At 61.8% G+C, this 18769-nt stretch carries 19 protein-coding genes; 9 read left to right on the forward strand and 10 right to left on the reverse strand.

Going from position 1 to position 18769, the window contains the following annotated elements; all coding sequences use genetic code 11:
* Window positions 1-23 precede the first annotated feature (23 nt).
* From gmhB to glyQ, 3 genes are read right to left on the reverse strand one after another with little or no spacing between them, the layout of a single operon-like run.
* Entirely contained in the window at window positions 24-563 is a 540-nt protein-coding gene (gene gmhB / locus HXW87_RS04100; RefSeq protein WP_174377011.1) for a D-glycero-beta-D-manno-heptose 1,7-bisphosphate 7-phosphatase, read from the reverse strand.
* 4 nt (window positions 564-567) lie between these two features.
* On the reverse strand, window positions 568-2622 hold the full coding sequence (gene glyS, locus HXW87_RS04105) for a glycine--tRNA ligase subunit beta (RefSeq protein ID WP_047297423.1): 2055 nt from the start codon (window positions 2620-2622) through the stop codon (window positions 568-570).
* Complete coding sequence (gene glyQ / locus HXW87_RS04110) at window positions 2619-3572, reverse strand: glycine--tRNA ligase subunit alpha (protein WP_003187265.1); 954 nt, start codon at window positions 3570-3572, stop codon at window positions 2619-2621. The genes glyS and glyQ overlap by 4 nt, the downstream gene beginning before the upstream one ends.
* Before the next feature lie 81 nt (window positions 3573-3653).
* On the opposite strand from glyQ, the gene HXW87_RS04115 reads away from it, so the two are divergent.
* The 3 genes from HXW87_RS04115 to HXW87_RS04125 all read left to right on the forward strand — a co-directional run bounded on the left by HXW87_RS04115 (window position 3654) and on the right by HXW87_RS04125 (window position 5489).
* Window positions 3654-4211 carry a DNA-3-methyladenine glycosylase I gene (locus HXW87_RS04115; RefSeq protein WP_047297424.1) on the forward strand — a complete coding sequence of 186 codons (558 nt, stop codon included), beginning with the start codon at window positions 3654-3656 and terminating at the stop codon, window positions 4209-4211.
* Window positions 4212-4251: 40 nt separating this feature from the next.
* On the forward strand, window positions 4252-5139 hold the full coding sequence (locus HXW87_RS04120; protein ID WP_041073613.1) for a lysophospholipid acyltransferase: 888 nt from the start codon (window positions 4252-4254) through the stop codon (window positions 5137-5139).
* 110 nt (window positions 5140-5249) lie between these two features.
* The gene (locus HXW87_RS04125) at window positions 5250-5489 is read left to right on the forward strand and encodes a PilZ domain-containing protein (RefSeq protein ID WP_239778454.1); all 240 of its coding nucleotides are present in this window, start codon (window positions 5250-5252) and stop codon (window positions 5487-5489) included.
* Between the two features lies 1 nt (window position 5490).
* On the opposite strand, the gene HXW87_RS04130 is transcribed toward HXW87_RS04125, so the two are convergent.
* The 5 genes from HXW87_RS04130 to def form a co-directional block, all read right to left on the reverse strand.
* Window positions 5491-5805: a tetratricopeptide repeat protein gene (locus HXW87_RS04130; protein WP_239778455.1), complete on the reverse strand. Its 315-nt coding sequence runs from the start codon at window positions 5803-5805 to the stop codon at window positions 5491-5493.
* 167 nt (window positions 5806-5972) lie between these two features.
* Window positions 5973-7349 (reverse strand): Trk system potassium transporter TrkA, encoded by a 1377-nt coding sequence (gene trkA / locus HXW87_RS04135; protein WP_003220233.1) that lies wholly within the window; start codon window positions 7347-7349, stop codon window positions 5973-5975.
* Between the two features lie 22 nt (window positions 7350-7371).
* Window positions 7372-8682 carry a 16S rRNA (cytosine(967)-C(5))-methyltransferase RsmB gene (rsmB, locus tag HXW87_RS04140; RefSeq protein WP_121182888.1) on the reverse strand — a complete coding sequence of 437 codons (1311 nt, stop codon included), beginning with the start codon at window positions 8680-8682 and terminating at the stop codon, window positions 7372-7374.
* Window positions 8679-9638, reverse strand: a complete 960-nt coding sequence (fmt, locus tag HXW87_RS04145) for a methionyl-tRNA formyltransferase (RefSeq protein WP_047297428.1) — start codon at window positions 9636-9638, stop codon at window positions 8679-8681. Before fmt ends, rsmB begins: the two co-directional genes overlap by 4 nt.
* Window positions 9639-9695: 57 nt before the next feature.
* Window positions 9696-10202, reverse strand: a complete 507-nt coding sequence (def, locus tag HXW87_RS04150) for a peptide deformylase (protein WP_027610272.1) — start codon at window positions 10200-10202, stop codon at window positions 9696-9698.
* A gap of 159 nt (window positions 10203-10361) precedes the next feature.
* On the opposite strand from def, the gene HXW87_RS04155 reads away from it, so the two are divergent.
* The 4 genes from HXW87_RS04155 to HXW87_RS04170 all read left to right on the forward strand — a co-directional run bounded on the left by HXW87_RS04155 (window position 10362) and on the right by HXW87_RS04170 (window position 14095).
* Window positions 10362-11387: a LysM domain-containing protein gene (locus HXW87_RS04155; protein WP_041073622.1), complete on the forward strand. Its 1026-nt coding sequence runs from the start codon at window positions 10362-10364 to the stop codon at window positions 11385-11387.
* A 79-nt stretch (window positions 11388-11466) separates the two neighbouring features.
* Window positions 11467-12567, forward strand: a complete 1101-nt coding sequence (gene dprA / locus HXW87_RS04160) for a DNA-processing protein DprA (RefSeq protein WP_239778456.1) — start codon at window positions 11467-11469, stop codon at window positions 12565-12567.
* A gap of 55 nt (window positions 12568-12622) precedes the next feature.
* Window positions 12623-13180, forward strand: coding sequence for an L-threonylcarbamoyladenylate synthase (locus HXW87_RS04165; RefSeq protein WP_239778457.1), 558 nt, complete (start codon window positions 12623-12625; stop codon window positions 13178-13180).
* 240 nt (window positions 13181-13420) lie between these two features.
* Window positions 13421-14095: a hypothetical protein gene (locus HXW87_RS04170; protein WP_239778458.1), complete on the forward strand. Its 675-nt coding sequence runs from the start codon at window positions 13421-13423 to the stop codon at window positions 14093-14095.
* A 65-nt stretch (window positions 14096-14160) separates the two neighbouring features.
* On the opposite strand, the gene HXW87_RS04175 is transcribed toward HXW87_RS04170, so the two are convergent.
* The gene (locus HXW87_RS04175) at window positions 14161-15138 is read right to left on the reverse strand and encodes an NADPH:quinone reductase (protein WP_239778459.1); all 978 of its coding nucleotides are present in this window, start codon (window positions 15136-15138) and stop codon (window positions 14161-14163) included.
* A 163-nt stretch (window positions 15139-15301) separates the two neighbouring features.
* Between HXW87_RS04175 and hemF the strand changes: the two genes are divergently transcribed.
* Window positions 15302-16216 carry an oxygen-dependent coproporphyrinogen oxidase gene (hemF, locus tag HXW87_RS04180; RefSeq protein ID WP_041073630.1) on the forward strand — a complete coding sequence of 305 codons (915 nt, stop codon included), beginning with the start codon at window positions 15302-15304 and terminating at the stop codon, window positions 16214-16216.
* 9 nt (window positions 16217-16225) lie between these two features.
* Window positions 16226-17047: a shikimate dehydrogenase gene (gene aroE / locus HXW87_RS04185; RefSeq protein WP_047297433.1), complete on the forward strand. Its 822-nt coding sequence runs from the start codon at window positions 16226-16228 to the stop codon at window positions 17045-17047.
* Between the two features lie 125 nt (window positions 17048-17172).
* Here aroE and HXW87_RS04190 read toward each other — a convergent pair whose 3' ends face one another.
* Entirely contained in the window at window positions 17173-18741 is a 1569-nt protein-coding gene (locus tag HXW87_RS04190; protein WP_121182898.1) for a SulP family inorganic anion transporter, read from the reverse strand.
* Window positions 18742-18769 lie beyond the last annotated feature (28 nt).

Genomic DNA, 18769 nt, shown 5'->3' on the forward strand with positions numbered 1-18769 from the left:
TGGTCAGGAACTTCAGAAGCACTCTAGTTGTGGATAAGTTCTGCGGCAATCGCCGCCAGATCGTCAAAAATCAGGGTGCCGACCGGAAGGGTCTTGCCCAGAGTTTTTTCGCCTTTCCCGGTCTTTACCAAAACGGGCTGTGAATCGACGGCTTTGGCGGCCTCCAGGTCACCAAGGCTGTCGCCAACGAACCAGACATTCGTCAGCGCCACGTTGTAATGCGCCGCGATGGTTTGCAACATCCCCGGTTTCGGCTTGCGACAGTCGCAACCTTCGTCCGGCCCGTGCGGGCAATACACGATCAGCCCGACTTCACCGCCCTGCTCCGCTACCAGCGCGCGCAAGCGCGCGTGCATGGCGTCGAGGGTGGCGAGGTCGTAGTAGCCGCGAGCAATGCCCGACTGGTTGGTGGCGACCGCCACCGTCCAGCCGGCCTTGCTCAACTGCGCAATCGCTGCGATCGAACCGGGCAGCGGAATCCACTCTTCCACCGACTTGATGTAAGCATCGGAGTCGTAATTGATCACACCGTCCCGATCGAGAATCAGCAGTTTCAACAGCAGTCCCTCAACCCAGCAGCGAAATGTCGGCAACCCCGAGAAACAGACCACGCAGGCGCGCCAGCAGCGCGTAGCGGTTGGCCCGGACTTTGGCGTCTTCGGCATTGACCATGACGGCGTCGAAGAACGCATCCACCGGCTCGCGCAATGCCGCCAGACGCGCCAGCGATTCGTTGTACTGACGCGCTGCGGCCATTGGCTGCACCGCCTGATCCGCTTGCTGGATCGCCGAATACAGCGAGAACTCGTTGGCGTTGTCGAAGTATTTGGCCTCGACCACGGTCGGCACCGAGCCTTCGACTTTGCTCAACAGGTTCGATACACGCTTGTTGACCGCCGCCAGCGCCGCCGCTTCCGGCAGCTTGCGGAAGGCCTGTACCGCTTGCACACGCTGGTCGAAGTCCAGCGCCGAACCTGGCTTCAGGGCACGGACCGACAGGTAGGTGGCGACATCCACGCCTTCGTCTTCGTAACGCGCACGCAGACGGTCGAAGATGAACTCCAGCACCGAATCGGCCAGACCGGCAGCCTTGACCTTGGCGCCGAACGCAGTCACGGCGAAGGCCACGGCGTCGTTCAAGTCCAGATCCAGTTGTTTCTCGATCAGGATGCGCAGCACACCCAGCGCCGCACGCCGCAGGGCATACGGGTCTTTGCTGCCGGTTGGCAGCATGCCGATACCGAAGATACCGACCAGCGTGTCGAGTTTGTCGGCGATCGCGACAGCGGCACCGGTCAGGGTGGCCGGCAGTTCAGCACCGGCACCGCGTGGCATGTACTGCTCGTTCAGCGCCAGCGCGACATCTTCCGGCTCGCCGTCATTGAGCGCGTAGTAGTAACCGGCGACACCTTGCATCTCCGGGAACTCGCCGACCATTTCGGTGGCCAGGTCGCATTTCGACAGCAAGCCGGCACGGGCCGCCCACGAAGCGTTGCCGCCGATGCGCGCGGCAATGTACGCCGCGAGTTTTGAAACGCGCTCGGCCTTGTCGTAGACGCTGCCGAGTTTTTCCTGGAACACCACGTTCTGCAGGCGCAGGTTGAACTCTTCGAGTTTCTGCTTCTTGTCTTGCTTGAAGAAGAACTCGGCGTCGGTCAGACGTGGGCGAACCACTTTCTCGTTACCGGCGATGATCTGCTGCGGGTCTTTGCTTTCGATGTTGGCCACGGTGATGAAACGCGGCAGCAACTTGCCCTCGGCATCCAGCAGGCAGAAGTACTTCTGGTTGTCCTGCATGGTGGTGATCAGTGCTTCTTGCGGCACGTCGAGGAAACGTTCCTCGAACGAGCACACCAGCGGCACCGGCCATTCAACCAGCGCTGTCACTTCGTCGAGCAGCGCCGGCGGTACGATTGCAGTGCCTTCCTGACGGGTCGCCAGTTCTTCGGTGCGCTTGCTGATGATCTCGCGACGCTCGTTGGCGTCGGCCAATACATAAGCGGCACGCAGGTCGGCCAGGTAGCTCGACGGCGAGCCGATGCGCACGTTTTGTGGATGGTGGAAACGGTGACCACGGGAGTCGCGGCCCGCTTTCTGCGCAAGGATGGTGCAGTCGATGACCTGGTCACCGAGCAGCATCACCAGCCATTGGGTCGGACGCACGAACTCTTCCTTGCGCGCACCCCAACGCATGCGTTTCGGGATCGGCAGGTCGTTCAGCGAATCTTCGACGATGGTCGGCAGCAGGCTCGCGGTCGGCTTGCCGGCGATGTTCTGGCTGTAGCGCAGTTTCGGACCGCTCTGGTCGATTTCGCTCAGCTCGACGCCGCACTTCTTGGCAAAGCCCAGGGCGGCCTGAGTCGGGTTGCCTTCAGCGTCGAAGGCGGCCTGACGTGGCGGGCCGTCGAGGTTGATGCTGCGATCCGGCTGCTGAGTGGCCAGCGCCGTGATCAGTACGGCCAGACGACGCGGCGCAGCGTAGACGGTTTTGCTTTCGTAGCTCAGGCCGGCAGCTTGCAGGCCCTTGTCGATACCGGCGAGGAACGCTTCAGCCAGGGTGTTCAGGGCTTTTGGCGGCAGTTCTTCAGTGCCCAGTTCAACCAGAAAATCTTGAGCACTCATTGTGCAGCCTCCAGCTTGGCCAGTACTTCGTCACGCAGGTCCGGGGTCGCCATCGGGAAGCCCAGCTTGGCGCGCGCCAGCAGGTAGGCTTGCGCAACGGAACGCGCCAGGGTGCGAACGCGCAGAATGTATTGCTGACGCGCGGTCACCGAGATCGCCCGGCGCGCATCCAGCAGGTTGAAGGTGTGCGAGGCCTTCAGGACCATTTCGTAGCTTGGCAACGGCAGCGGCTGGTCGAGTTCGATCAGGCGCTTGGCTTCGCTTTCATAGAAGTCGAACAGTTCGAACAGTTTGTCGACGTTGGCGTGTTCGAAGTTGTAGGTGGACTGCTCCACTTCGTTCTGGTGGAACACGTCGCCGTAGGTCACTTTGCCGAACGGACCGTCAGCCCAGACCAGGTCGTAGACCGAATCCACGCCCTGCAGGTACATGGCCAGACGTTCCAGACCGTAAGTGATCTCGCCGGTCACCGGGTAGCACTCGATGCCGCCAGCCTGCTGGAAGTAAGTGAACTGAGTCACTTCCATGCCGTTGAGCCAGACTTCCCAGCCCAGACCCCAGGCGCCGAGGGTCGGCGATTCCCAGTTATCTTCGACGAAGCGAATGTCGTGGACCAGCGGGTCCAGGCCGACATGCTTGAGCGAGCCCAGGTACAGTTCCTGGAAATTGTCCGGGTTCGGCTTCAGCACCACCTGGAACTGATAGTAGTGCTGCAGACGGTTCGGGTTTTCCCCGTAGCGGCCGTCAGTCGGACGGCGGCTTGGCTGCACGTAGGCGGCGTTCCAGGTTTCCGGGCCGATGGCGCGCAGGAAGGTCGCGGTGTGGAAAGTGCCGGCGCCTACTTCCATATCGTAGGGCTGAAGTACCACACAACCTTGCTCGGCCCAGTATTGCTGGAGCGCGAGGATCAAGTCTTGGAAGGTACGCACGGCTGGCGTAGGCTGGCTCACGAAATTCACCTGTTTCTTGGGCTGCGATTTAAAGAGCGGGAGTATACCCGATTCAGTCGCACCTCCACCCCCTGGAGCCTTATGCCACGCTGCTTTTGGTGTACCGAAGATCCGCTGTACATGGCTTATCACGATCAGGAGTGGGGCACGCCGCTACGCGATGCGCAGGGTTTGTTCGAGTTGCTTTTGCTCGAAGGGTTCCAGGCCGGGCTGTCGTGGATCACCGTGTTGCGCAAACGCGAGCGCTACCGCGAGGTGTTGTACGGCTTCGATGTGCAGCGTGTGGCGCAGATGAGCGACGCCGAAATCGCTGAATTGATGCTCGATCCGGGGATCATCCGCAACCGTCTCAAACTCAATGCCGCCCGGCGCAATGCCCAGGCCTGGCTGGCGCTGGAAGACCCGGTGGCGTTTCTCTGGTCGTTTGTCGGCGATCGCCCGATCATCAATCATTTCAAGGATCGCAGCGAAGTCCCGGCGATCACGGCCGAAGCGCTGGCAATGAGCAAGGCCCTGAAAAAGGCCGGTTTCACCTTCGTCGGCCCGACCATTTGCTACGCGTTGATGCAGGCCTCGGGCATGGTCATGGATCACACTCAGGACTGCGACCGCTACGCGCAGTTGGTCAACGGCGGTTAGAATGGCCGCCTCGCGCACAGCACAAGATCAGGAGTGACCTGTGGAAAAGTTTAAAGGCGCCTTGCTGGTAGGCGCTCTGCGGCTGTTTGCCCTGCTGCCATGGCGGGCCGTGCAGGCCGTGGGTTCAGCGATCGGCTGGATCATGTGGAAAACCCCCAACCGTTCCCGCGACGTGGTGCGGATCAACCTTTCTAAATGTTTTCCACAGATGGATCCGGCCGAACGTGAGCGTCTGGTCGGCCAGAGCCTGAAAGACATCGGCAAATCCCTGACCGAAAGCGCCTGCGCCTGGATCTGGCCGGCCCAGCGTTCAATCGATCTGGTACGCGAAGTCGAAGGCCTCGACATCCTCAAGGAGGCGCTGGCCTCGGGCAAAGGCGTGGTCGGCATCACCAGCCACCTGGGCAACTGGGAAGTGCTCAACCACTTCTATTGCAGCCAGTGCAAACCGATCATTTTCTACCGCCCGCCGAAGCTCAAGGCTGTGGATGAATTACTGCGCAAGCAACGCGTGCAGCTGGGCAACAAGGTCGCTGCCTCCACCAAGGAAGGCATCCTCAGCGTCATCAAGGAAGTGCGCAAAGGTGGTGCAGTGGGCATTCCGGCTGACCCGGAACCGGCCGAATCCGCCGGGATTTTCGTGCCGTTCTTCGCCACCCAGGCGCTGACCAGCAAATTCGTGCCGAACATGCTCGCCGGCGGCAAAGCGGTCGGCGTGTTCCTGCACGCCCTGCGTCTGCCGGACGGTTCCGGCTACAAAGTGATCCTCGAGGCGGCGCCGGAAGCCATGTACAGCACCGATACCGAGGAGTCCTGTGCAGCGATGAGCAAAGTCGTTGAACGCTACGTTGCCGCGTATCCAAGCCAATACATGTGGAGCATGAAGCGCTTCAAAAAACGTCCACCGGGCGAAGCGCGCTGGTACTGACCAAGTTGGCACACTCTGTGGATAACCTGCAGGAGCTGCCGCAGGCTGCGATCTTTTGATCTTGCTTCCGCGGCTTATCCACAACCCCGTTCATTCAAGGGCGCATAAAGATGTCCGAACAACGCAAATCCTTCCGCATCAAGATCACCCACGACAGCTTCGGTGAATGTCTGGGCCAGACGCGCAATCTGTCGGCCACCGGCGTGTATGTGCAGCATCCGCGTCTGGCGTCATTGCCCAAGGGTGCGGTGGTTTATGGCCAGGTGCAGGATTTGCCCACCGGCGCGCCACGGGTGCGAATGGAAGTGGTGACGGTGGATGCCGAGGGCATTGGCCTGCGCTATATCTAGCTCATTGCGCCTGGCGGTCGAGCTTCTTCAGAAACACGGTCATTTCCTTCTCCGCCTGCTTGTCACCATGGGCGCGGGCGGCTTCCAGACCATGCTCCCACGCCTGCCGCGCGGCGGCGTGCTCGCCCAGTGCAAGCTGGGCCTTACCCAATAACTTCCACGCCGCCGAGTACTTCGGATCGAAGCCGACGCAGCGCTGAAAATGTTCGGCAGCCTTGGCGTTCTCCCCCAGATCCAGATAACCCTTGCCCAGGCCGAAGCGCAGCAATGAGTTATCCACACCCTTGGCGAGCATTTTTTCCAGGGATTCGAGCATGGGTGGAGTCCTTTTCTAGTGCGTCAGAAAGATCTGCGGTGCCGCCATCGCTGGCAAGCCAGCTCCCACAAGGATCTCGGGTGCACATCACATGTGTGAACAACCGAAAAACCTGTGGGAGCTGGCTTGCCAGCGATGGGGCCAATGAAGGCACCGCTCATTCAGGATCAGAAGAAGCTCAGCCCCACATGAAACAGCTTCTCCACATCGCGGATATGCTTTTTATCCACAAGGAACAGAATCACATGGTCACCCGTTTCGATCACCGTATCGTCGTGGGCGATGATCACTTCTTCGTTGCGGATGATCGCGCCAATCGTGCTGCCCGGCGGCAGGCCGATTTTCTCGATCGGCCGGCCGATGACCTTGCTCGACTTCGCATCGCCGTGGGCAATCGCCTCAATGGCTTCCGCCGCACCCCGACGCAGTGAGTGCACACTGACGATATCGCCACGCCGTACGTGAGCGAGCAAAGTGCCGATGGTCGCCAGTTGCGGACTGATGGCGATGTCGATGTCGCCGCCCTGGATCAGGTCGACGTACGCCGGGTTGTTGATGATCGTCATCACCTTCTTTGCCCCCAGCCGTTTGGCCAGCAGCGACGACATGATGTTGGCTTCGTCATCGTTGGTCAGCGCGAGGAAGATGTCGGCGTCGGCAATGTTCTCTTCCAGCAGCAGATCACGGTCCGAGGCGCTGCCCTGCAACACCACGGTGCTGTCGAGGGTGTCGGAGAGATAGCGGCAGCGTGCCGGGTTCATCTCGATGATCTTTACCTGATAGCGGCTTTCGATGGCCTCGGCCAGACGCTCGCCAATCTGCCCGCCACCGGCAATCACGATGCGCTTGTAGGTTTCGTCGAGACGGCGCATTTCGCTCATCACCGCGCGAATATTCTCACGGGCGGCGATGAAGAAAACTTCGTCATCGGCCTCGATCACCGTATCGCCCTGCGGCAGGATCGGTCGGTCACGGCGGAAAATAGCCGCGACCCGCGTCTCCACATTCGGCATGTGCTCGCGCAACTGGCGCAGTTGCTGGCCCACCAGCGGTCCGCCGTAATAGGCGCGCACCGCCACCAGTTGCGCCTGGCCTTCGGCGAAATCGATCACTTGCAGCGCGCCCGGATGCTGGATCAGGCGCTTGATGTAGTTGGTCACCACTTGCTCGGGGCTGATCAGCACGTCGACCGGAATCGCTTCATTCTGGAACAGCTGTTCTTCGCGATTGAGGTAGGACGCTTCGCGCACCCGGGCGATCTTGGTCGGGGTGTGGAACAGCGTGTGCGCGACCTGACAGGCGACCATGTTGGTCTCGTCACTGTTGGTCACCGCCACGAGCATGTCGGCATCGTCGGCGCCAGCCTGACGCAGCACCGACGGCAGCGAGCCGCGGCCCTGAATGGTGCGGATGTCGAGACGGTCGCCGAGGTCGCGCAGGCGCTCGCCGTCGGTGTCGACCACGGTGATGTCGTTGGCTTCGCTCGCCAGGTGTTCGGCCAGCGAACCGCCGACCTGCCCCGCGCCGAGGATGATGATTTTCATCCAGTCACTCCGTTGAATCCGTTTAGCCGCGCGCGGCAGCGATCTTGATCAGCTTGGCGTAGTAGAACCCGTCATGCCCGCCCTGCTGGGCCAGCAGTTGGCGACCGTGGGGCTGTTTGATCCCGGCGGTGGTCGCCAGATCCAGTTCGCGGGCACCCGGCGTGCGCTCGAGAAACGCGGCGATGACGTCGGTGTTCTCGGTTGGCAAGGTCGAGCACGTGGCGTAGAGCAAAATGCCGCCGACTTCGAGGGTTTTCCACAGGGTGTCGAGCAGCTCGCCTTGCAGTTGCGCGAGGGCGGCGATGTCGTCGGCCTGACGGGTCAGCTTGATGTCCGGATGGCGGCGGATCACGCCGGTGGCCGAGCACGGCGCGTCGAGCAGGATGCGCTGGAACGGCTTGCCGTCCCACCATGCTGCGGTATCGCGTCCGTCAGCGGCGATCAGTTCGGCGCTCAGGCCCAGCCGATCAAGGTTCTCCTTTACGCGCACCAGACGTTTGGCTTCCAGATCCACGGCCACCACACCGGCCAGCGCCGGTTCGGCTTCGAGGATGTGGCAGGTTTTGCCACCGGGGGCGCAGCAGGCGTCGAGCACCCGTTGGCCCGGCGCCAGATCGAGCAGATCGGCGGCCAGTTGCGCGGCTTCGTCCTGCACGCTGATCCAGCCTGCGGCAAAACCCGGCAGGCTGCGCACGTCGGTGGCGGCTTCGAGGACGATGCCGTCGCGGCTGTAAACACACGGCGTGGCAGCGATGCCAGCGTCGCTGAGCATGCCGAGATAGGCGTCGCGGCTGTGATGCCGGCGGTTGACCCGGAGGATCATCGGCGGATGCGCGTTGTTCGCGGCGCAGATCGCTTCCCACTGTTCTGGCCAGAAGGCTTTCAGGGATTTTTGCAGCCAGCGCGGGTGGGCGGTGCGCACCACCGGGTCGCGCTCAAGTTCCGCGAAAATCGTCTCGCTTTCGCGCTGGGCGTTGCGCAGCACGGCGTTGAGCAATCCCTTGGCCCACGGCTTTTTCAGCTTGTCGGCGCAACCGACGGTTTCGCCGATCGCCGCGTGCGGCGGCACGCGGGTGTAGAGCAATTGATAGAGACCGACCAGTAGCAGCGCCTCGACATCGGCGTCGGCAGCCTTGAACGGCTTCTGCAAAAGCTTTTCCGCCAGTGCCGACAGCCGTGGCTGCCAGCGCGCAGTGCCGAACGCCAGATCCTGGGTGAAACCGCGATCGCGGTCTTCGACCTTGTCCATTTGCGTTGGCAGGGAGCTGTTCAACGACGCCTTGCCACTGAGCACGGCGGCGAGTGCCTTGGCGGCGGCCAGACGCGGGTTCATTGCGCGTCCACCGCAGCACCCAACACAGTGCCAACGGCAAATTTCTCGCGGCGGCTGTTGAACAGATCGGCGAAGTTCAGCGCCTTGCCGCCGGGCAGTTGCAGGCGGGTCAGGCACAGTGCCTGCTCACCGCAGGCGACGATCAGGCCGTCCTTGCTGGCGCTGAGGATTTCACCCGGTGCGCCTTTGCCCTCAGCCAGCGTCGCGGCCAATACCTTCAGCGCTTCGCCGTTGAGGGTGCTGTGGGTAATCGGCCATGGGTTGAAAGCACGCACCAGACGCTCCAGCTCAAGCGCCGGACGACTCCAGTCGAGACGCGCTTCATCTTTGTTCAGTTTGTGGGCATAAGTGGCGAGCTTGTCGTTCTGCACTTCGCCTTCGAGGGTTCCGGCAGCCAGACCGGCAATCGCCTGGACCACGGCGGGCGGGCCCATTTCGGCGAGGCGGTCGTGCAGCGTGCCGCCGGTGTCGTTGGCGCTGATCGGGGTCACGACCTTGAGCAGCATCGGTCCGGTGTCGAGGCCCGCTTCCATACGCATCACGGTTACGCCGCTTTCGGCATCACCGTGTTCCACGGCGCGCTGGATCGGCGCCGCACCGCGCCAGCGTGGCAGCAGCGAAGCGTGGCTGTTGATGCAGCCCAGGCGCGGAATATCCAGCACGGCTTGCGGCAGGATCAGGCCGTAGGCGACCACCACCATCAAGTCCGGCTTCAGTGCGGCGAGTTCTGCCTGAGCCTCAGCGTTGCGCAGGGTCGGCGGCTGCAACACCTGGATATTATTTTCCTGCGCCAACTGCTTAACCGGGCTCGGCATCAGTTTTTGCCCACGACCGGCCGGACGATCCGGTTGGGTGTAGACCGCAACGATCTCGTAAGGGCTGTTCAGCAGGGCCTTGAGATGTTCGGCGGCGAATTCCGGGGTGCCGGCAAAAACGATGCGCAGTGGCTCAGTCATGAAAGGAGTCTCATAAAAAGAAAAAGGCTTGCCGCAGCAAGCCTTTGAAGAGGGGCATCAAGCGTTCTGGCGGTGCAGCTTTTCCAGTTTCTTCTTGATCCGGTCGCGTTTGAGCGTGGACAGGTAATCGACGAACAACTTGCCATTGAGGTGGTCGCACTCGTGCTGGATGCACACCGCGAGCAAGCCTTCGGCGATCAGTTCGTAAGGCTGGCCATCGCGGTCCAGTGCCTTGATTTTGACCTTCTGCGGGCGGTCGACGTTTTCGTAGAAACCCGGCACCGACAGGCAGCCTTCCTGGTATTGATCCATCTCGTCGGTCAGCGATTCGAACTCGGGGTTGATGAACACCCGGGGTTCGGTGCGGTCTTCGGAAAGGTCCATCACGACGATACGTTTGTGCACGTTGACCTGGGTCGCGGCGAGGCCGATGCCCGGCGCTTCATACATTGTTTCAAACATGTCATCGACCAACTGACGCACTTCGTCGTCCACTACAGCCACAGGCTTGGCGATAGTACGCAGACGCGGGTCCGGGAATTCGAGGATGTTTAAAATGGCCATAGGCTGATTGCTGCACGTATTGAGTAAAGTCGGGTCGATGGCCTGGCAGGTCCGAAGATGCAGGCTACCGTTGTGAAGCGTAGCTAATGCAATTTGCAGTAGCGAGCCACGGGGGCTCTGACGGTTCACGCGAACGCACATGATAAAGGGATTCGCTGCATGAGGAAAACACTACTCGCCCTGCTGCTTCTGGCATCGGCCGCGGCTGCGCAAGGGCAAGTGCAACTCAGGGATGGTTTTCCACAGCAATACACGGTGGTTTCGGGAGACACCCTCTGGGACATTTCCGGCAAATACCTGCGCGAGCCCTGGCAATGGCCACAGCTGTGGCGGGCCAATCCGCAAATTGAAAACCCCAACCTGATCTACCCCGGCGACACGCTGACGCTCAGTTACGTCAACGGCCAGCCGCAACTGACCCTCAAGCGCGGCGAGTCACGGGGCACCATCAAGCTGTCGCCACGCATCCGCACCAGCCCGGTGGCCGAGGCCATTCCGAGCATTCCGCTGAAATCGATCAACAGCTTTCTGCTGAGCAACCGCATCGTCGACAAGGTCGAGGACTTCGACAAGGCGCCGTACATCGTCGCCGGCGATGCCGAGCGCGTATTGAGCGGCACCGGTGACCGAATCTTCGCTCGCGGGCATTTCGACCCGAATCAGCCGGTGTACGGCATCTTCCGCCAGGGCAAGGTCTATACCGACCCGCAGACCAAGGAGTTCCTGGGGATCAACGCCGACGATATCGGTGGCGGTGAAATCGTCGCCACCGAAGGCGACGTCGCCACCCTCGCCCTGCAACGCACCACTCAGGAAGTGCGTCTGGGCGACCGCCTGTTCAGCGGCGAAGAGCGCTCGGTCAATTCGACCTTCATGCCCAGCGCCCCGAGCACCCACATCAATGGACTGATCATCGACGTGCCGCGCGGCGTTACGCAGATCGGCGTAATGGACGTGGTCACCCTGAACAAGGGCAGGCGCGACGGCCTCGCCGAAGGCAATGTGCTGGTGGTGATGAAAACCGGGGAAACCGTGCGTGACCGGATCACCGGCCAGCCGCTGAAAATTCCTGACGAACGGGCCGGTCTGCTGATGGTGTTCCGCACCTACGACAAGCTCAGTTACGGCCTCGTACTCAACGCATCACGCTCGTTGGCGGTGCTCGACAAGGTGCGAAATCCTTAGCAGGCTTAACAAGTTACCAACAGAGTTATCCACAGCTTGTTCCGAATGGTTCGGGACTTATAACGATCAAGGATGATCCATGATGCTGTCTGCCAGTACCTCCATTTCCCCTGCGGAACTGGAAGCGCGTCTGCGCCTGCACCGCTTGCCGGAAATCGGCCCGAAACGTTTTGCCAAGCTGCTTGAAGCCTTCGGTTCGGCGTCAAAAGCCATCAGTGCGCCGGGCAGTGCCTGGCGTGCGCTGGGTTTGCCGGCGGCGTGCAGTGACGCTCGGCGCAGTTGCGAAGTGCGTGATGGCGCGAGCCATGCGTTGCGCTGGCTAGAGCAGCCGCAGCAGCATGTGCTGATGTGGGATCAAGCGGATTACCCGGCGCTGCTGGCGCAGATTTCCGACCCGCCACCGCTGTTGTTTGTGGCCGGCGATCCGCTGATTCTGGAAAAACCGCAACTGGCGATGGTTGGCAGTCGCCGCGCTTCACGTCCGGGCATGGACACCGCCGCAGCGTTTTCCCGTAGCCTGGCCGGGGCCGGTTTTGTCATCACCAGTGGTCTGGCGCTGGGTATCGATGCGGCGGCCCATCAAGCGGCGCTGGACGTCGGCGGACAAACCGTCGGCGTGCTTGGCACGGGACTGGAAAAATTTTATCCACAGCGCAATCGACGCCTTGCCGATGCAATGATCGCCTCCGGCAGCGCGGTGCTTTCAGAGTTTCCCCTGGACGCCGGCCCGACGGCGAGCAATTTTCCCCGACGCAACCGGATCATCAGCGGTCTGTCCCTTGGCGTGCTGGTGGTCGAGGCCAGTGTCGCCAGCGGTTCGCTGATCACCGCGCGACTGGCGGCGGAACAGGGTCGCGAGGTCTATGCGATTCCTGGCTCGATTCACCACCCCGGCGCGCGTGGTTGTCACCAGTTGATCCGCGACGGTGCGGTGCTGGTGGAAACCATCGAACACATCCTCGAAGCCCTGCGCGGCTGGCAGCAGCTGCCTTTATCCACAGAGATGCCGGAGGCCGGACACCCGTTGCTTGCCTTGCTGCATGCAGCGCCGCACACCAGTGAGGCTTTGGCCGACAGCTGTGGCTGGGCGTTGCCCAAAGTGCTGGCGGCGTTGACCGAACTGGAAATGGACGGCCGTGCGGTGTGTGAAAACGGTCGCTGGCTGGCCAGGACACGCTAGGTTTTACAGGGAAGATCGGTAAACTGCGCAAAACCTGTTTGCGGAGAGTTTTTTCATGGTCAACAGTTGGCGTGTGCAACAAGCCGCACGAGAGATTCGCGCCGGGGCGGTGATTGCCTATCCAACCGAAGCCGTCTGGGGGCTGGGTTGCGACCCGTGGAACGAAGAGGCAGTGGATCGGCTGCTGGCGATCAAGAACCGTTCGGTGGACAAGGGCCTGATCCTGGTCGCCGACAATATCCGTCAGTTCGACTTCCTGTTCGAAGATTTCCCGCAAGAATGGATCGACCGCATGGCCAGCACCTGGCCGGGGCCGAACACCTGGCTGGTGCCGCATCAGAACCTGTTGCCGGAATGGGTGACGGGCGTGCATGACACTGTGGCTTTGCGGGTCAGCGATCATCCGCAGGTGCGCGATCTGTGCTCAATAGTCGGGCCGTTGATCTCGACTTCGGCCAACCCGCAGGGGCGGCCGGCGGCGCGCACGCGGTTGCGCGTCGAGCAGTATTTCCGTGGGCAGATCGATCTGATCCTCGGCGGCCAACTGGGGGGGCGCAAGAACCCCAGCGTGATCCGCGATCTGGCAACCGGCAAGGTCATTCGTCCCGACTGATCCTGCGTCGAAAACCTTTACCGTGAGTCTTCCTCGCCTGAATGGCGAGGAAGACTACGCGTGCCTGCGATTCATCCTGCAATGACGCTGTTTTCCATGTCGGAAAAGTCGCCAAGTGTCCGTATTCATTGATATTTCCCACCTGATTATCAGATTTTCTGGCGTGGCGGAATTGTCAAAAGCAACCATCCTTTCCCTGCACTTGAAACACTTCGATAAGTTAAGGTCTGCGGAGAAAGAATGGACACTACCAATTTGCAACTCACGGATTACCTGCAGGCGCTTCAGGTGACGTTGAAGAGTCACCATGACGGGTGTCGCATCGTGACGCTTGAGGCGGGGGCGGATACTCAGGAGTTTGACCGGTTTATTGATCGACAATTTCGGCTTCGGCTGCAGCATTACATGCTGACTTCACGGGCGCGGATGCTCGAAACCAGACTGGCGATAAAGTCGCGCAGTACTCACTTTCTGCTGTATCGCCACGATCAACTGCTGGCGGTATTGAGGGCGACTCCGGCACCGTTCGAATGGGTATCGCTGGCGCAGCAACACGTTTCTCCCACGGCGGCGCTGTCGCGCCATGTCGAATTCAGCCGCTTGATCTCCTACACCCCCCATCAGCTACCCATCGCGGTCAATGGTTTGTTGGCAGCCGCTACCGAATGGGCCATCAAACGCGGCTATAAGGGCGTGACCGTGTTGTGCAGATCGCAACAGTTGCGCTTTTACCAGCGATTCGGGCTGATGCCGATCGCCTCCAACGCGCTGCACATCGAACAGCGCGCACGCGGCGATTACTGGGTGGTGTCAGCCGAATGGCGGCAAATCCTCGCGGCGGTTCAACCGCCGGATCACGCGACGGTTGGCCATTTGCTGCAGAAACCGCTGGAGTGTCATCTGCCGAGGTGTTGAACGCGTTCGAACGGTGTTGCCAGCCAGGAAGTTGCAACCCTGACTGGCAAGCCACCGAAGGTGGGTCAGGGCAGCAGGATGGTCGAGCCGGTGGTGCGTCGCGCCGACAGTTCGGTCTGCGCCTTCGCCGCATCAGCCAGTGGATAGCGCTGGCTGATATCGACCTTGAGCTTGCCGCTGATGATCATCTCGAACAGTTCGTCGGCCATGCGCTGCAGGTTCTCGGCGTTGTTGGCGTAGGTCGCCAGGGTTGGCCGGGTCACGTACAGCGAACCCTTGGCCGCGAGAATCCCCAGATTGACCCCGTCCACTGCACCGGAGGCGTTGCCGAAACTCACCACCAGTCCGCGCGGCGAGACGCTGTCGAGCGAGGTCAGCCAGGTGTCCTTGCCGACGCCGTCGTACACCACCGGGACTTTCTGGCCATTGGTCAGCTCCAGCACCCGCTCTGCCACGTTTTCGTGGCTGTAATCGATGGTCGCCCAGGCGCCGTTGGCCTTGGCCAGTTCGGCTTTTTCCTTCGAGCTGACCGTACCGATCAGTTTCACGCCCAGCGCCTTGGCCCATTGGCAGGCCAGCGAACCGACACCCCCGGCAGCGGCGTGGAACAGTATGGTTTCGCCGCCCTTGAGTTCATGGGTCTGGCGCAGCAGATACTGCACGGTGAGGCCCTTGAGCATGACCCCGGCAGCGGTCTCGAAGCTGATCTCGTCCGGCAGCTTCACCAGATTGGCTTCGGGCAGGGTGTGCAAATCGCTGTAGGCACCCAACGGGCCACTGCCGTAGGCGACGCGGTCGCCGACCTTGAACCGGGTGACGTCGCTGCCCACCGCATCGACAATGCCGGCACCTTCCGCGCCCAGGCCGGACGGCAAGGCTGGTGGGGCATACAGACCGCTGCGGTAATAGGTGTCGATGAAGTTCAGGCCGATCGCCTTGTTGGCCACCCGCACCTGATTCGGGCCGGGCGCGGCGGGCTGGTAGTCAACATACTCGAGCACTTCGGGACCGCCATGGGCACGGAACTGGATACGCTTTGCCATCTGCCTGCTCTCCTTGGGTCGTTTGTAAGCCCCCTATCCAACTCCCCTGCTTGATCTTCGTCAACTGCGGCACGCTTGCCTGCGGTGTTATGCTACGCGCCCATTTGCGCCGCCCCCTGCCTGCGGGGCGTGCGCGTAGTTATGCCCGATTCAAGGTGAAGCCATGACGACCCGCACCGACGCCGTAAAGGCCTATCTGCTCGACCTGCAAGACCGCATCTGCGCCGCGCTGGAAACCGAGGACGGCGGTACGCGCTTCGTTGAAGACGCCTGGAGCCGGCCTGCCGGTGGTGGCGGTCGCACCCGCGTGATCGAGAACGGTGCGGTGATCGAAAAGGGTGGCGTCAACTTTTCCCACGTGTTCGGCAGCGGTCTGCCGCCGTCGGCCAGCGCCCATCGTCCGGAACTGGCCGGTCGCGGTTTCGAAGCCCTCGGCGTGTCGCTGGTGATTCACCCGCACAATCCACATGTGCCAACGTCCCACGCTAACGTGCGCTTTTTCATCGCCGAGAAGGAAGGTGAAGAACCCGTCTGGTGGTTCGGCGGCGGCTTCGACCTGACCCCGTATTACGGCAACGAAGAAGACTGCATCCACTGGCACCGCGTCGCCGAGCAAGCCTGCGCGCCGTTCGGGGCGGACGTCTATCCGCGTTACAAGGCGTGGTGCGACACCTACTTCCACATCAAGCATCGCCACGAACCGCGCGGCATCGGCGGCCTGTTTTTCGATGACCTGAACGAGTGGGACTTCGACACCAGTTTCGCCTTCATGCGCGCCATCGGCGACGCTTACATCGACGCTTACCTGCCGATCGTGCAGCGCCGCAAGCACGAGGCATTCAGCGCCAAGCAGCGTGAATTCCAGGAATTCCGCCGTGGCCGTTACGTCGAGTTCAACCTGGTTTACGACCGTGGCACGCTGTTCGGCCTGCAATCGGGCGGGCGTACCGAGTCGATTCTCATGTCGCTGCCGCCGCAAGTGCGCTGGGCCTATGACTTCAAGGCCGAGCCCGGCAGCGAGGAAGCGCGCCTGACCGACTACTTCCTGCAAGACCGCGACTGGTTGGCCCAGGCCTGAGGACTGTTGATGGATCGTTACGTCGTTTTCGGTAACCCGATCGGCCACAGCAAGTCGCCGATGATTCACAAACTGTTCGCCGAACAGACCGGGCAGCGCCTGGACTACACCACCCTGCTGGCGCCGCTGGACGGCTTCAGTGCCTGCGCCACGGCGTTCTTCCAGGAAGGTCGTGGCGCCAACGTCACCGTGCCGTTCAAGGAAGAGGCCTATCGTCTGGCGAACAGCCTGACCGCCCGTGCGCAACGCGCTGGTGCGGTGAACACCTTGAGCAAACTGGCCGACGGTTCGCTGCTGGGCGACAACACCGACGGCGCCGGTCTGGTGCGTGACCTGACGGTGAATGCCGGGTTCAGCCTGACCGGTAAACGTATTTTGTTGCTCGGCGCTGGCGGCGCGGTGCGCGGCGCGCTGGAGCCATTGCTGGCGGAAAAACCGGCGTCGGTGATCATCGCCAATCGTACGGTGGACAAAGCCGAGCTGCTGGCGGAGTTGTTCTGTGATCTGGGGCCAGTGTCGGCCAGTGGTTTCGACTGGTTGCAGGAGCCGGTGGACGTGATCATCAATGCCACCTCCGCCAGCCTCACCGGCGACGTGCCGCCGATTGCAGCAAGCTTGATCGAGCCGGGCCAGACCCTGTGCTACGACATGATGTACGGCAAGGAACCGACCGCGTTCTGCCGTTGGGCCAGCGAGCATGGCGCGGCGGTGTCGATGGATGGTCTGGGGATGCTGGCTGAACAGGCTGCCGAGGCGTTTTTCCTGTGGCGCGGGGTGCGTCCGGATACGGCGCCGGTATTGGCCGAGCTACGCCGCCAGTTGGCGCAATAACAGCGTCTTTGTGGCGAGGAAGCTTGCTTGCGCTCGGGTGCGAAGCGCCCGCAACCGGCTTTGGGCTGCTGCGCAGCCAGCGGGAGCAAGCTCCCTCGCCACAGAGGTCTGGTATGGCCGGCAGGTCAGTCCTCAAACCGGATCGGGCATTTCTCCGGCCCTTCCAGCTTGCGCAATTCCTCCACCACCTGCGGCCGCGCCCGGCGCAGGGTCAGGCTGCGATCCTGACGCAGCAGGCGCCGCGCCTCCTGATGCAGCATTTCCACTCCCGAGTAATCGATGAAGTTGATCTGCTGCGCTTCGATCACCACCCGCGTGCCGTGCAGCCGTTGCAGGCGCACTTGCAGGTAATGGCTGGCGCCGAAGAAGATCGAGCCACCAACCCGCAGCACGTCCTCCTCACCCTCGCGCCAATGCTGCACTCGCGGTTGCGAGGTGCGCTTGAGGTAGAAGAACAGCGACGCCAGCACTCCGGCATAGATTGCTGTCTGCAATTCCAGCAGCAGCGTAGCGAGGCAGGTCAGCGCCATGACCACGAACTCGGCGCGGCTGACTCGAAGCAATGAGCGGATCCCGCGATGATCCACCAAACCCCAGGCAATCAGCAGAATGCTCCCGGCCATGGCGGGAATGGGAATGTGCGAAATCAGCCCGGCGCCGAAAATCGCGAACAGCGCGACCCAGATCGCCGAAAACACCCCGGCCAGCGGCGAGCAGGCACCCGCTTCGTAACTCAGGCCCGAGCGGGTGAACGAGCCGGCTGACAGCGATCCGGAAAAGAACGCCCCGACGATGTTCGACAAACCCTGCGCGCGGACTTCCTGATTGGCATCGAGCAACTGCTGCGAACGCGCGGCAATCGAACGGGCAATCGACAGGCTGGTGACCAGCCCGAGCATGCCCACCGCCACCGCGCTCGGCAGCAAGCGCAGGATCAGGTCCAGATCCAGTGGCAAGCCACTGAACGGCGGCAAGCGCCCGACAAAGGCGCTGACCCGATGTACATGGCCGAACATTGATGGCCACAGCCACACCAGCAGGCTGGCCAACACCAACGTAATCAACAACGTCGGCCAGCGTGGCAGCAGTTGTTTCAGCACCACGCCAACCACCACGGTGGCCAGGCCGAGCAGCAAAGAGGGTTTATCCACAGCCCTGAGGTGGTTCAACAAATCCATCAGACTGGCCAGCGCCGTGGCTTTGGCCGGCAGGTCCAGCCCCAGCAGATTGGGTAACTGGCCGATGGCAATCACGACTGCCGCGCCGAGGGTGAAACCGAGCACCACTGAATGCGAGACAAAATTCACCAAAGCGCCGAAGCGCAGCAACCCCAGCAGCCACTGAAAAATTCCCGCAAGGAAAGTCAGCAACAGGATCAGCGTGATGTAGTCCTGTGACGCGGGCACGGCCAAGGGACTGACGCTGGCATACAGCACAATCGAAATTGCTGCAGTCGGGCCACAAATCAGATGCCACGACGAACCCCACAGGCAGGCGATCAGCACCGGGATGATCGCGGCGTAGAGGCCGTATTCCGGGGGCAGGCCGGCGATCAGCGCGTAGGCGATCGACTGCGGTAGCGCGAGAATGGCACCGCTGAGGCCAACGACCAGATCCCGGCCGACACTGGCGCGGGTTTGCCGCGGCAGCCAGGTCAGGAAGGGGAAGAGTGAGTGGCGACTGGGCAGGGCCATGGGTCCTCGCGGTTGGGGTTTCAGGTAA

Source organism: Pseudomonas sp. Y5-11, from assembly GCF_022368695.1.
Lineage (GTDB): Bacteria > Pseudomonadota > Gammaproteobacteria > Pseudomonadales > Pseudomonadaceae > Aquipseudomonas > Aquipseudomonas parakoreensis.